This is a genomic window from Chryseobacterium binzhouense, from assembly GCF_007474545.1.
Taxonomy (GTDB): domain Bacteria; phylum Bacteroidota; class Bacteroidia; order Flavobacteriales; family Weeksellaceae; genus Chryseobacterium; species Chryseobacterium binzhouense.
Genome location: NZ_VKOG01000002.1, coordinates 523,513 through 537,823 on the forward strand (window position 1 = coordinate 523,513; position 14,311 = coordinate 537,823).

A 14,311-nucleotide genomic window follows, 5' to 3' on the forward strand; every position below is an offset into this window, starting at 1 on the left:
TATTGTTCTTTTTGAAAATTAATTTAAATAATTACTTTATCTCTTTAAGATAAGTAACAGATTCCGGACCTTTGTTACAAATAAGATCTAAAATCGACAAATCTTTTAGAAAACCCATCTTATCAGAAAATGTCTGGTAATATTCATTCATTTCGTATTCTGAAGGATTTTTTGCCGAAAATCTTTCTCTAAAGTTAACTTCTTCCGGAAATTTAACATACTCATTATTCAAAGAGTATGCCTTTTCTATTTTTAAAATATTCTGAACGATCTCAATACTTTTCAGATTGAAATCAAGTAAAAACTTACTTCGGCTTTCGTACAGCTTAATCAGTTTAGCTTCGTAATATTCAAAATATGGCGAGCTTTGATACGCTGTTTTTATAGACTTCCAATGAAGTTTTTGCCAATCTTCCCTGTAAGAAATTTCTATATCCTTAAAAATTCTGCTTCCGTTATGATTGATTGGGATAATTAATGAAAGTTTCCCGTTCGCTCCGTAGATATTGGTTCTGTTTCTGTAGGTTTGCTTAGGAAAATTTTCAAACTGCTCAAAAATGATTTCATTTTCAGCATTTAAAAATTCTGAAAACCATGAAACAGGCGGTAAATAAAATACGGGTAGTAATATATTCTGCATAGTCTTTATAGAAAAATGAAGTACTTTATTCAAATACTTCATTTATTTTTTTTAAAATTATCATTAAATCTCGTCGCTGTCTTTCTTTTTGCTGAATAATTTCACAAAATATTCCCATCCGAAAAACAATATAAGAATCATTGCCGCAATCCACCAATAAGATGTTTTATTAGCTTCTCCTGTGTTGGTCGCCTTAAACATTCTGTCAAAACGAATTTTGAATGGAGCCTGATAAGATGAGCTTTTATCTGAAAATGCTCCTTGCAAACTCATCCACGTAAACATTGGTTTTCCAACAATATTTTCTTCAGGAACAAAACCAAAGAATCTTGCATCCAATGAAGCATCACGGTTATCTCCAACCATCATATAATAATCCTGCTGAATCGTGTATTGATTGGCTTCTTTTCCATTGATGAAAATTTTACCGTTTTTATTTTCAAGTGTATTGTGCTCGTAATTTTTAATGATCCACTGATATTCCGGCAAAGTTTCCTGATTGATGGTAACTACATCTCCTTTCTTAGGAATCTTTAGCGGTCCGTACTGATCCTGATTCCAAGCTTTATTAATCGGAAAAATAGAATTTGTAGTATCTATTTTTGACTTTGTCTCATTATTATAATATGCAATAGCAGATTCACCTTTAGGCTGAATGTCCTCTTTCATTTCAACAACTTGAGGAAGCTGTTTAATTTCTGCAGCAACCTTATTCGTCAAACCCTGAAATGCATATATAAAACCATTCCCATTCTGAATTTCCTGTACAGGCAAAAATCCATAAATATTATACAAACCCGGAATATCAAGCTGGCTTCCGGTACTAACGATATATCTATGCTGAACTTCCTGATCTCCCAAAACTGTTTCCGGTTTTCCGTTCACAAACATTCTGCCGTCTCTCATCTCAAATGTATCTCCTGCAACAGCAACGCATCTTTTTACATAGGGATCGGCTCTGTCTAATGAAACGTGCACAGAATCACGTGGATAATTGAAAACAACAATATCATTTTTTTGCGGTTTGTTAAACTGAAAAATTCTTTCGTAAGGTAATTTTACAGCTTCTACATAAGATTTTCCGTCATTTTTGGGGTTACCATCCTTTTGGAAGTCATAAATTGTTCCTTGTAAAAAAGGAATTGCTAGTGGACGCATTGGCAGCCTGTAACCGTAGCTCCATTTATTCACGAAAAGAAAATCTCCAACCAGCAAAGTTCTTTCCATTGAACCGGTAGGAATTCCGAAAGGCTGAGTAACAAAAGTATGAATGATGGTAGCAAAAACAACAGCAAAAGTAATAGATCCCATAAAGGAATCTTTCTTTTTTGCTTCTTTTTCTTCCTGAGTCAGATAGATTTCGTTTTCATCCTCTATCTCAGCATCTCTTGAATAATTTACTGTTGCCATATAGATAAAAGGCAAGATTACGGTCAGCAACTGATCTTTAAAAAGAGTTTTCCCAAACTTTTTCATCAGATACAAGTGAAAAACGCTCATCATAATAGGTCCCACAATTGGTAAATATGATAAAACCGCCCACCATTTCGGATGTTTTGTCTCTTTAAGGATAATAAAATAATTATAAAAAGGTATGAATGCAAAAAGCGGACTGTACCCTAGTTTCTTAAACAGTTTCCATGTAGAAATCCCCATCAGTATTGACAAAATGAGGACATAAACTGTATACGTTAAAAAGTAATTCATAAATTTTGTGCCTAAATCTATATAAATGATTAATGATGAGCGATAGATGATAACAGATTTACTATTTGCATATTATCATTCATTGTTATTAGTTTGCAAGGTAGGAATTTTGTTACAAAACTAAAGTCCTAAAACATCTTTCATGGTGAAATTTCCTTTTTTATCTTTGATCCACTCTGCTGCAACAACTGCTCCCAATGCAAAACCATTTCTGTTGAAAGCGGTATGCTTAATTTCTATTTCGTCTACTTCACTTCGGTAATAAACGCTGTGTGTGCCCGGAACTTCATCTTCTCTTACCGCGAAAATACCCAATTGTTTTTCCTGAGTTTCTTCGAGCTTCCAAGCATCATATTTGTCCGAATTACCGATAATTCCTTCTACCAAAGAAATAGCTGTTCCGCTTGGCGCATCCAGTTTGTGAATATGATGAATTTCTTCAATCTGACAGGTGTATTGATCAACATTTTTCATGAGTCCTGCCAGTTTTTCGTTTAAAGCAAAAAATAAATTTACACCCAAACTGAAATTGGAGCCATATAAAAATGCCGTGTCATTCTGAACAGTAATATTTTCAATTTCTGATTTTCTTTCCAGCCAGCCGGTTGTACCGCAGATTACGGGAATTTTATTTTCAAGACAAGATTTAATATTATCAAAAGCAACTTCCGGCAACGAAAACTCTATGACAACATCTGGATTATTTAGGTTTTCCGCAGTCGGTGTTTCCTTCAGTCTGGCAACAATTTCGTGACCTCTTTTAGTGGCAATATCGTCTATAATTTTGCCCATTCTTCCATATCCGACTAGTGCTATTCTCATTCTAGTAAAATCTTTTTTTTCTTTAAAATCTATAGGTAAATGCCAATCCTGTTTTAGGCGGGTTTAAATTGTAATCATCGTAAATTACTGCAGGCGTAAAGGTGAGATCCGGGTCTTTTCTTCCTTCATATAAATGAGCATCTACCACTGCATCAACAATATTTAAAATATATATCAATCCTGTAATTGCAATGGCATAATCTCTTTGCCTTTTTGCACGATCCTGTGCATTTCCTAAAGCAACGGCGTCAAGATTCGGAAATCTCGTCAAAAATTCATTTGGAGTTCCGTTTAATTTTGCAATATAATACTCCCGGTATTCTTTGTATCTGTTCTGGTTCCAGATGGCAATTCCCACTCCGGTTCCTACAGCTCCCCAAACAATAGGAATTTTCCAGTATTTTTTGTTATAAGTCTGTCCTAAACCCGGAAGTACCGCAGAATATAAACCTGCTTTTGTAGGATTTAGTTTAGATACCCTGTCTTTTGCAGGTGCATTTACTCTCTCTATTTCCTGAATAACTTTTGCAGGAGCCTGAGGTTTCGCCGCAGGAATACTGTCGGTAGCGTAATGTTCAAGTCTTATACTGTCTCTCGGGTTGATTTGTGAAAAAACCAGACCTGATAAAAAAATAAAGAAAGTGAAAAGATTTTTTTTCATTTATTTAATATGCGATAAGATATATTCCAGCTCATCTTCATTTTTAAAATCTAAAACAATTTTACCCTTCTTTCCGCTGCCAGTCGTTTTAATTTCTACTTTTACATCAAGAATATCTGCAATTGTTTTTTGTGCTCTTTTATAGTTATTAGAAAGCTCTGCTTTTGCTCTTTTTGCAGCAGGAGATTTAGGATTTTTCAAAGCAATAGCTGCCTGTTCAGATTGGCGGACATTCAGCTTTTCTTTGATGATCATATCAAAAAGTGCTTTCTGATGCTCTTCGCTTTCGAGGCTGATAATTGCCCTTCCGTGTCCTGCAGAAATCTCTCCGCTTCTGATAGCATTCTGAATATCCGGACTTAATCGCAGTAATCTTATAGAATTGGTAATAGTACTTCTGTCTTTACCTACTCTCTGACTTAGATTTTCCTGGGTAAGACCTATTTCTTCCAAAAGTCTGTGATATGTTAAAGCAATCTCAATAGCATCCAGATCTTCACGCTGGATGTTTTCAACCAAAGCCATTTCTAAAAGCTCCTGATCATTTACCAGACGGATGTATGCCGGAATAGAAGACAGACCTGCAATTTTACTCGCTCTGAATCTTCTTTCTCCCGAGATAATCTCGAATTTTTCACCGTCTTTTCTAAGAGTAATCGGCTGAATTACGCCAAGATTTTTAATAGACTGTGCTAACTCATTCAATGCTTTTTCGTCGAAATAAGTTCTTGGCTGCGTAGGATTAGGATAAATATCTTCTATCGGAACTTCCATAATGTTTCCAACAAATTTATCTGCACCTTCATCGGTCGCCGTATTGACTGTAGCTTTGGATTCTGCACTCAGGATAGCTCCTAAACCACGTCCCATTGCTCTTTTTTTGTCCTTCATTCTTTATAAATGATTATTATAAATGATAATTGATGAATTAATTATTCACTACAAAAATCATATTAATTTTTAACTAATTTTTCGTTTTTTAATAAAACTTCTTCTGCCAGCTGAATGTATTGAATTGCGCCTTTACTTTCTGCATCGTAATTCAGGATACTTTCACCAAAACTTGGAGCTTCACTTAATCTTACATTTCTACTGATGATGGTCTCAAAAACCATTTCAGGAAAATGAGAATTCACTTCTTCCACCACCTGATTAGAAAGTCTCAAACGGCTGTCATACATCGTAAGCAACAAACCTTCAATATCAAGATCTTTATTATGTATTTTCTGTACGTTTTTAATAGTATTCAAAAGTTTCCCCAAACCTTCAAGGGCAAAATATTCGCACTGGATAGGAATAATAACAGAATCTGCCGCTGTAAGAGCATTTACTGTAATCAAACCCAAACTTGGTGCACAGTCTATGATGATATAGTCATAATCATCTCTAACTCCTTTTAATGCTTCTTTAAGCATATATTCCCGATTCTCTTTATCAACCAATTCAATTTCCGCCGCAACCAAATCAATGTGAGAAGGTACAATATCTAAATTTGGAGTAGTGGTTTTCTGAATACAGTTTCTGGTATCGACACTATGCTCCAGAAGATTATAGGTAGAATACTGCACTTCTTCCACACCCAAACCAGAAGTTGCATTTGCCTGCGGATCTGCATCAATAATAAGAATTTTCTTTTCTAATACACCTAATGCTGCGGCTAAGTTGACGGCGGTTGTTGTTTTTCCTACACCCCCTTTCTGATTAGCGATACCTATAATTTTTGCCATTGCTCAAACTTTAATGCTCAAAAATACACTTTTTTCTCTGCTATTAAAGAATAGCTAAAACGAAAATTGAGTTAAAATATTGTTAATAAGAAGATTACATCGTAAAAAAATTATCCACAAAAAAAATTCTTTGTGGATAACTATATATATAGGTTTTTATGTAAACTAACTATCAAATTTCATTGAGATAGGAAATTTAAATAAACTTCTCACGGGTTCACCTTTTTTATTTTTACCTGGAATCCATTTTCCTTTTACTGCTTTTATTGTTCTAACAGCTTCAGCGTTAAATCCTGCATCTTTCCCGTTGGTTTTAATATTTGAAATTGTTCCGTCTTTTTCTACAACAAATGTAACGGTTGTGCTTATACTTCCTTCATCCTGAAATGGTGATATATCAAACTTATTCATTACCTTATTTCTGAATGCATTAATTCCCCCTTCAAAATCTGCATTTACAACAAGTATGTCCGGATTTTTCACTGCATCATCAGAATCGCTTTCAGCAGGAGGAACAATCTTTGGAGGAGCAATTGTACCCAATCCAGAGTTAACACTTACCGGAATGTAGATATTCTGGTCAGCAGGTTTTGCCTCAAAATCATTTTTTAATCCCGCAATCGCATCCTTTGGTATTTCCGTTACCAAATTACTTTCATCTGCATTTCTGGTGGGAGTTACGACCTGTGAATCGTACTGTTTCACACTTGGTGGTGGAGTTACAGTTTGAGTAGGAGCTACAGCAGGTGGATCTTCTTGTACATCTACTATCTGCATTGGAGGCGGCAAAACAAAAGGTGGCGGAGCAGTTTCAGTTGTTTTAAAAGCGTTAATTAAGAGCGGAGTTACAGCTACAGCGGCTAATAAACTAGCTCCAATGACAAGTGCTTTAGTTAAAATTCTGTTTGATTCGTTTCTTAAAGCGTACGCACCATACGCTTTGTTACGGTTTTGGAAAAGAATTTCATTAAGCCGAAATTCCTGGTTGTGTTCTAGGTGTTTCATCACAGTAAAATTTAATTGTTAAGATGAACAATTATCAGTTTTCAATAAATCATTCAATTATCATGATTAATATCAAAATATTTGCCAAATCATTAACACAAAACAAATAATTAAATTAAAACCGTAATAAAAATAAAATTTAACTATCCGTTGAATAATAATTAGAATATGATGAAAAAGGGTTACATTCTAATGAGCACAGTTTATTAGCCCCGATTGAGCGGCATGTCTGAGCTCTTTTCTAATTCCGGAGGAAAAGCCGCCGAAATTAGAAAAACCGAGTAGCGATAGCGGGAATTAGCTCCAAAAAATAAGAGACCACCAAATGACAGTCTCTTATTTTATATTTTTGAAATATTAAAACAACTCTTTTCTGATAATGTTCTGGCTTCTTTCAGGGCCTACCGAAACGAGATAGACATTAATTCCTAAATATTCCTCTATAAATTCTATGTATCTCTGAGCATTTAAAGGAAGTTCATCATAACTTCTTGCTTTGGTTATGTCTTCTGTCCAGCCCGGAAGCTCTTCATACATCGCTTCGTAATCATATAGCTTGGTAGTGGAAGATGTAAAATAATCTATGATTTTACCGTCTTCTGTTTTGTATTTTGTAGCAATTTTAATGGTGTCTATTCCTGTCAGTACGTCTAGTTTTGTAATCACTAAATTGTTGATACCATTGATCATACAAGCATGTTTTAATGATACTAAATCTAACCAGCCTGTTCTTCTTGGCCTGCCTGTCGTAGCACCGAATTCATGCCCAATTTGTCTGATCTTTTCACCCAATTCATTATCAAGTTCAGATGGAAACGGTCCGTTACCTACTCTAGTACAGTAAGCTTTTGCTACACCAATTAGATTCTTGAGCGAAGTCGGCGGAACTCCGGCTCCGGTACAAACTCCTCCTGTTGATGGAGAAGATGATGTCACATAAGGATATGTCCCGAAATCAATATCCAGCATTAGAGCTTGTGCACCTTCAAAAAGTACATTTTTACCCTGCTGAATAGCTTCATTCAGTTCAATTTCAGTATCAACAATTCTGTCCTGAAGCTGTTTTCCGATTTCTAGAAATTCGTTATAGATCTCTTCAACATCTAATGTCGGTTTTCCGTAGTATTTTTCAAAAAGAGAATTTTTTACTTTTAGGTTTTTTTCAATTTTTTCTCTTAAAATTTCAGGATTAAGTAAATCTACCATTCTTATTCCTACTCTTGCAATCTTATCTTCGTAACAAGGTCCGATCCCCTTTTTGGTAGTTCCAATCTGTGTGCCTCCATGCTCTTCTTCACGGTAAGTATCCAAGAGAATATGATACGGCATAATTACGTGAGCTCTTCTGCTGATAAAAATATGGTCCGTTTTAAGACCTTTTTCTTCAATCTGCCCCACTTCTTTCATGAAGGCTTTAGGATTAACAACTACTCCATTGGCAATAATACATTTGCCTTTACACTGAAGAACTCCGGAAGGAAGAAGATGTAAAACAAATTTTTCATCTCCTACATAAACCGTATGACCTGCATTATCGCCTCCTTGGAAACGTACAACATAATCTGATTTTGCAGATAAAACATCTGTGATTTTACCCTTCCCTTCATCTCCGTATTGAAGACCTACAACTACGTAAGTTGACATATTTACTTTATTTTAGATTCATGCAAAATTAGTTTTAAAAATATTGGTGGGCAAATTTGTGACTATTTTTATTGTAGAAGAAATTTAAAATAATCTTATCCTGAATATTATAAATATTTTTAAAAGCTGATTCTAATCTAATCTACTTTTTGCTTTGCTTTGAGTAAACACCTTAGATTAGATGTAAATAGTTTGAGGTAGTAAATTTTTAGTATGAGTCTGTGATTGTTACTCTATCATTATCCTGCTGTTTCAAACAGTTTTGAACAGGATAATAGAACAAAGAAGAAGGAAATGAGAAGGAAAGAAGGAAGAAAAAGGGCATAAAAAAACCTCATACATTTGTGTATGAGGTTTGAATAAAAACTGGCGGCGACCTACTCTCCCGCTTGTCGCAGTACCATCGGCGCTGGTGGGCTTAACTTCTGTGTTCGGAATGGGAACAGGTGAGCCCCACCGCTAAAACCACCCTAAAGGCTGTATATAAGATATCAGAGGGAAGATTTCAGATTTCAGATTTAAAAAAACTCTGTTATCTGATGTCTCATATCTGGCATCTGTTTTTATCGGTAAATTTCATCACAAAGGCAAAACCTTGATTGCACTTATAAGGCTTGTTTTAATGTAAACCAATAGGCTATAAATCTACGGGTAATTAGTACTACTCGGCTATGCTGTTACCAACTTTACACCTGTAGCCTATCAACGTGGTCATCTCCCACGACCCTTAAAAGATGTCTCATCTTGAGGCGAGTTTCGCACTTATATGCTTTCAGTGCTTATCTCTTCCAAACATAGCTACTCAGCGGTGCACCTGGCGGTACAACTGATACACCAGAGGTTTGTTCAATTCGGTCCTCTCGTACTAGAATCAAGCCCTCTCAAACATCTAACGCCCGCAATAGATAGAGACCGAACTGTCTCACGACGTTCTGAACCCAGCTCGCGTGCCACTTTAATGGGCGAACAGCCCAACCCTTGGGACCTTCTCCAGCCCCAGGATGTGACGAGCCGACATCGAGGTGCCGAACCTCCCCGTCGATGTGAGCTCTTGGGGGAGACTAGCCTGTTATCCCCGGAGTACCTTTTATCCTATGAGCGATGGCCCTTCCATACGGAACCACCGGATCACTATGTCCTGCTTTCGCACCTGATCGACTTGTAGGTCTCACAGTCAAGCACCCTTATGCCATTACACTCTACGCACGGTTACCAAGCGTGCTGAGGGTACCTTTGAAAGCCTCCGTTACTCTTTTGGAGGCGACCACCCCAGTCAAACTACCCACCACGCAATGTCCTTCTAAAAGAAGTTAGGCTCCAAGTAAGTAAAGGGTGGTATTTCAACGTTGGCTCCACAAACACTAGCGTGCCTGCTTCAAAGCCTCCCACCTATCCTACACATTACTTACTCAAAGTCAATACGAAGTTATAGTAAAGGTTCACAGGGTCTTTTCGTCCCATTGCGGGTAATCGGCATCTTCACCGATACTACAATTTCACCGAGCTCGTGGCTGAGACAGTGCCCAGATCGTTACACCATTCGTGCAGGTCGGAACTTACCCGACAAGGAATTTCGCTACCTTAGGACCGTTATAGTTACGGCCGCCGTTTACTGGGGCTTCAGTCAATGCCTTCGCTTACGCTAAGCACCTTCCTTAACCTTCCAGCACCGGGCAGGTGTCAGACCCTATACAGCATCTTTCGATTTAGCAGAGTCCTGTGTTTTTGATAAACAGTCGCCTGGGCCTCTTCACTGCGGCCACCATTGCTGATGGCGTCTCTTCTTCCGAAGTTACGAGACTATTTTGCCTAGTTCCTTAGCCACGACTCACTCGAGCACCTTAGGATTCTCTCCTCGACTACCTGTGTCGGTTTTGGTACGGGTTGCTTCACTTCGGCTTTTCTTGGAAGCACTTTCCCTACAGCAGCTTCGCCCGAAGGCTAGGCCTTGACTATTCCGTCAGTCTCCAGTAAGTACGGCACTCCGTCCCCTTTTTAGTGTGAGCAAGTATGGGAATATTAACCCATTGTCCATCCACTACTCCTTTCGGATTCGCGTTAGGTCCCGACTAACCCTCAGCTGATTAGCATGGCTGAGGAAACCTTAGTCTTTCGGTGAGGGGGTTTCTCGCCCCCTTTATCGTTACTTATGCCTACATTTTCTTTTCTGTCCGCTCCACAATACCTCACGATACTGCTTCTGCGCAAACAGAATGCTCCCCTACCAGATATAATTAAATTATAAATCCATAGCTTCGGTAATATGCTTATGCCCGATTATTATCCATGCCGAACCGCTCGACTAGTGAGCTGTTACGCACTCTTTAAATGAATGGCTGCTTCCAAGCCAACATCCTAGCTGTCAATGCAGTTCAACCGCGTTGCTTCAACTTAGCATATATTTGGGGACCTTAGCTGTTGGTCTGGGTTCTTTCCCTCTCGGACATGGACCTTAGCACCCATGCCCTCACTGCCGACCATCATTTATTAGCATTCGGAGTTTGTCAGGAATTGGTAGGCGATGAAACCCCCGCATCCAATCAGTAGCTCTACCTCTAATAAACTATATATCGACGCTGCACCTAAATGCATTTCGGGGAGTACGAGCTATCTCCCAGTTTGATTGGCCTTTCACCCCTACCCACAGGTCATCCGAAGACTTTTCAACGTCAACCGGTTCGGTCCTCCACTTTGTGTTACCAAAGCTTCAACCTGCCCATGGGTAGATCACAAGGTTTCGCGTCTAATCCTACTAACTATCCGCCCTATTCAGACTCGCTTTCGCTCCGGCTCCGGACCTGAAGTCCTTAACCTCGCTAGTAAAATTAACTCGTAGGCTCATTATGCAAAAGGCACGCCGTCACACCATATAGGTGCTCCGACCGCTTGTAGGCGTACGGTTTCAGGTTCTATTTCACCCTTCTATTCGAAGTGCTTTTCACCTTTCCTTCACAGTACTTGTTCACTATCGGTCTTTCAGGAGTATTTAGCCTTGGAGGATGGTCCCCCCATATTCAGACAGGATTTCACGTGTCCCGCCATACTCATTTATCATCTATATATACCTTTCGAGTACAGGATTATCACCTTCTTTGATTGTTCTTTCCAAAACATTCCTCTAAATATATAAAGACTTTTGGGCTAATCCGCTTTCGCTCGCCACTACTTACGGAATCTCTTCGATTTCTTTTCCTCCGGGTACTTAGATGTTTCAGTTCTCCGGGTTTGCTCCTCCTAAGAGGTAATACATCTTCAATGTATTGGGTTGCCCCATTCGGACATCTCGGGATCAATTCGTGTGTGCCAATCCCCCGAGCTTTTCGCAGCTTACCACGTCCTTCGTCGCCTCTGAAAGCCTAGGCATCCGCCATACGCCCTTAACGATTTCTTTCCTATTTTTAGGTTACTCAAGCACTTATAAGTGCTCGGTTTTCTCTTTGTGATGTCTTTACCGTTAATGTCAATGATCTTTTTTCTTGTACTAATGTAATATGTAAAATGTATTAATGACGGCTCCGTCACTATGCAGTACACATTTCCTGATATTACCCTCATACATTATATCTTGTACTTTCGTACATCATACAATATGTGGAGAATAAGGGAGTCGAACCCTTGACCTCCTGCGTGCAAGGCAGGCGCTCTAGCCAGCTGAGCTAATTCCCCTCTAGTAGACTTCAGATGTCAGATTCTAGATTTCAGACTTAAAATCTGGTGTCTAATATCTCACATCTTCCCGTCTTATAATTAGTAGTCTCGGGCAGGCTCGAACTGCCGACCTCTACATTATCAGTGTAGCGCTCTAACCAGCTGAGCTACGAGACTCTTTGTGTTCCGTGTTCCGTGTTCTTGGTTCCGGGTTATCCGTATCCATTAACTCGTACCCCGTCTCTCTGTTCCCTGATACTAATTTCTAGTGGGTTTTGTATTTTTTAATATATCAACCAAATAAAAAACTAAAGCTTTAACTTTAAGTAAGTTTTTTGTGTATTGCTACACTAATTTTGTTTAACGTTCTTCAACGCTCTAAAATGAGATGTTCCAGCCGCACCTTCCGGTACGGCTACCTTGTTACGACTTAGCCCTAGTTACCTGTTTTACCCTAGGCAGCTCCTGTTACGGTCACCGACTTCAGGTACCCCAGACTTCCATGGCTTGACGGGCGGTGTGTACAAGGCCCGGGAACGTATTCACCGCGCCATGGCTGATGCGCGATTACTAGCGATTCCAGCTTCATAGAGTCGAGTTGCAGACTCCAATCCGAACTGAGACCGGCTTTCGAGATTCGCATCTATTCGCATAGTAGCTGCCCTCTGTACCGGCCATTGTATTACGTGTGTGGCCCAAGGCGTAAGGGCCGTGATGATTTGACGTCATCCCCACCTTCCTCTCTACTTGCGTAGGCAGTCTCACTAGAGTCCCCAACTTAATGATGGCAACTAGTGACAGGGGTTGCGCTCGTTGCAGGACTTAACCTAACACCTCACGGCACGAGCTGACGACAACCATGCAGCACCTTGAAAATTGTCCGAAGAAAAGTCTATTTCTAAACCTGTCAATTCCCATTTAAGCCTTGGTAAGGTTCCTCGCGTATCATCGAATTAAACCACATAATCCACCGCTTGTGCGGGCCCCCGTCAATTCCTTTGAGTTTCATTCTTGCGAACGTACTCCCCAGGTGGCTAACTTATCACTTTCGCTTAGTCTCTGAATCCGAAAACCCAAAAACGAGTTAGCATCGTTTACGGCGTGGACTACCAGGGTATCTAATCCTGTTCGCTCCCCACGCTTTCGTCCATCAGCGTCAGTTAAAACATAGTGACCTGCCTTCGCAATTGGTGTTCTAAGTAATATCTATGCATTTCACCGCTACACTACTTATTCCAGCCACTTCTACTTTACTCAAGACCTGCAGTATCAATGGCAGTTTCACAGTTAAGCTGTGAGATTTCACCACTGACTTACAGATCCGCCTACGGACCCTTTAAACCCAATAAATCCGGATAACGCTTGCACCCTCCGTATTACCGCGGCTGCTGGCACGGAGTTAGCCGGTGCTTATTCGTACAGTACCTTCAGCTAGATACACGTATCTAGGTTTATCCCTGTACAAAAGAAGTTTACAACCCATAGGGCAGTCGTCCTTCACGCGGGATGGCTGGATCAGGCTCTCACCCATTGTCCAATATTCCTCACTGCTGCCTCCCGTAGGAGTCTGGTCCGTGTCTCAGTACCAGTGTGGGGGATCACCCTCTCAGGCCCCCTAAAGATCACTGACTTGGTGAGCCGTTACCTCACCAACTATCTAATCTTGCGCGTGCCCATCTCTATCCACCTCAGTTTTCAATAATAAACGATGCCGTTCATTATATTATGGGGTATTAATCTTCCTTTCGAAAGGCTATCCCCCTGATAAAGGCAGGTTGCACACGTGTTCCGCACCCGTACGCCGCTCTCAAGTCCCCGAAGAGACTCTACCGCTCGGCTTGCATGTGTTAGGCCTCCCGCTAGCGTTCATCCTGAGCCAGGATCAAACTCTCCATTGTATGTTTGTCTTGACTCACTCAAAGTTATTTGACGCTTTAGTTTTTTCCTTACTTGGTTGTTATATCTATTTTTCAATGATCTCTATTCTTCCGCTTTATAACGAAGCAATCTTTCTGTCAGTGTCGCTCACCCGCTAGCGTTCATCCTGAGCCAGGATCAAACTCTCCATTGTATGTTTGTCTTGACTCACTCAAAGTTATTTGACGCTTTAGTTTTTCCTTACTTGGTTGTTATATCTATTTTTCAATGATCTCTATTCTTCCGCTTTATAACGAAGCAATCTTTCTGTCAGTGTCGCTCCGTATTTGCGAGTGCAAAAGTAAAAAATTATTTCTTATCAGCCAAATGTTTCTCAAGAAAATTTTAAAGTTTTTTTATTAACCCTAACTCCTCAATCCCATTAAACCAACAATCTCCTGCGCTCCCCGTATCGGGACTGCAAAGATACAAATCTTTTTTATTCCGGCAAGCTTTATTTTTAAAAAAATATTTCCAAAATAACCAGCCGCCCAAAGATTCATACCCCCTCTACTCTTACCCTTAAGTAATCCGTAAAAG

Annotated in this window: 8 protein-coding genes, 2 tRNA genes and 3 rRNA genes; all 13 read right to left on the bottom strand. The window is 39.5% G+C overall.

The window, feature by feature from the left end; all coding sequences use genetic code 11:
* Nucleotides 1-31 precede the first annotated feature (31 nt).
* On the bottom strand, nt 32-640 hold the full coding sequence (locus FNE73_RS08225; protein ID WP_143884154.1) for a WbqC family protein: 609 nt from the start codon (nt 638-640) through the stop codon (nt 32-34).
* A gap of 63 nt (nt 641-703) precedes the next feature.
* Nucleotides 704-2,347 (bottom strand): signal peptidase I, encoded by a 1,644-nt coding sequence (gene lepB, locus FNE73_RS08230; protein WP_143884155.1) that lies wholly within the window; start codon nt 2,345-2,347, stop codon nt 704-706.
* A 120-nt stretch (nt 2,348-2,467) separates the two neighbouring features.
* Complete coding sequence (gene dapB, locus FNE73_RS08235) at nt 2,468-3,169, bottom strand: 4-hydroxy-tetrahydrodipicolinate reductase (protein ID WP_143884156.1); 702 nt, start codon at nt 3,167-3,169, stop codon at nt 2,468-2,470.
* Between the two features lie 22 nt (nt 3,170-3,191).
* Nucleotides 3,192-3,830, bottom strand: a complete 639-nt coding sequence (locus FNE73_RS08240; RefSeq protein ID WP_089745174.1) for a DUF5683 domain-containing protein — start codon at nt 3,828-3,830, stop codon at nt 3,192-3,194.
* Nucleotides 3,831-4,721 (bottom strand): ParB/RepB/Spo0J family partition protein, encoded by an 891-nt coding sequence (locus FNE73_RS08245; protein WP_143884157.1) that lies wholly within the window; start codon nt 4,719-4,721, stop codon nt 3,831-3,833.
* A gap of 62 nt (nt 4,722-4,783) precedes the next feature.
* Nucleotides 4,784-5,557: a ParA family protein gene (locus FNE73_RS08250; RefSeq protein ID WP_143884158.1), complete on the bottom strand. Its 774-nt coding sequence runs from the start codon at nt 5,555-5,557 to the stop codon at nt 4,784-4,786.
* Nucleotides 5,558-5,722: 165 nt separating this feature from the next.
* Entirely contained in the window at nt 5,723-6,562 is an 840-nt protein-coding gene (locus tag FNE73_RS08255; protein WP_143884159.1) for an energy transducer TonB, read from the bottom strand.
* A 357-nt stretch (nt 6,563-6,919) separates the two neighbouring features.
* Nucleotides 6,920-8,206 carry an adenylosuccinate synthase gene (locus FNE73_RS08260; protein ID WP_143884160.1) on the bottom strand — a complete coding sequence of 429 codons (1,287 nt, stop codon included), beginning with the start codon at nt 8,204-8,206 and terminating at the stop codon, nt 6,920-6,922.
* Between the two features lie 364 nt (nt 8,207-8,570).
* Nucleotides 8,571-8,679, bottom strand: a 5S ribosomal RNA gene (rrf, locus tag FNE73_RS08265).
* Between the two features lie 162 nt (nt 8,680-8,841).
* Nucleotides 8,842-11,597: ribosomal RNA gene (locus FNE73_RS08270) — 23S ribosomal RNA — on the bottom strand.
* 201 nt (nt 11,598-11,798) lie between these two features.
* Nucleotides 11,799-11,872 (bottom strand) — tRNA-Ala (locus FNE73_RS08275).
* Nucleotides 11,873-11,957: 85 nt separating this feature from the next.
* Nucleotides 11,958-12,031, bottom strand: a tRNA-Ile gene (locus FNE73_RS08280).
* Nucleotides 12,032-12,235: 204 nt separating this feature from the next.
* Nucleotides 12,236-13,752 (bottom strand): 16S ribosomal RNA (locus FNE73_RS08285).
* The 16S, 23S and 5S rRNA genes sit together here with 2 tRNA genes alongside, the layout of an rRNA operon.
* Between the last annotated feature and the right edge of the window lie 559 nt (nt 13,753-14,311).

What these genes read in the sequence shown, in the direction of transcription:
- lepB (WP_143884155.1), bottom strand. Translation starts at nt 2,347, where the DNA reads ATGAATTACTTTTTAACGTATACAGTTTATGTCCTCATTTTGTCAATA.
- FNE73_RS08225 (WP_143884154.1), bottom strand. Translation starts at nt 640, where the DNA reads ATGCAGAATATATTACTACCCGTATTTTATTTACCGCCTGTTTCATGG.
- FNE73_RS08260 (WP_143884160.1), bottom strand. Translation starts at nt 8,206, where the DNA reads ATGTCAACTTACGTAGTTGTAGGTCTTCAATACGGAGATGAAGGGAAG.
- FNE73_RS08250 (WP_143884158.1), bottom strand. Translation starts at nt 5,557, where the DNA reads ATGGCAAAAATTATAGGTATCGCTAATCAGAAAGGGGGTGTAGGAAAA.
- FNE73_RS08255 (WP_143884159.1), bottom strand. Translation starts at nt 6,562, where the DNA reads ATGAAACACCTAGAACACAACCAGGAATTTCGGCTTAATGAAATTCTT.
- FNE73_RS08240 (WP_089745174.1), bottom strand. Translation starts at nt 3,830, where the DNA reads ATGAAAAAAAATCTTTTCACTTTCTTTATTTTTTTATCAGGTCTGGTT.
- dapB (WP_143884156.1), bottom strand. Translation starts at nt 3,169, where the DNA reads ATGAGAATAGCACTAGTCGGATATGGAAGAATGGGCAAAATTATAGAC.
- FNE73_RS08245 (WP_143884157.1), bottom strand. Translation starts at nt 4,721, where the DNA reads ATGAAGGACAAAAAAAGAGCAATGGGACGTGGTTTAGGAGCTATCCTG.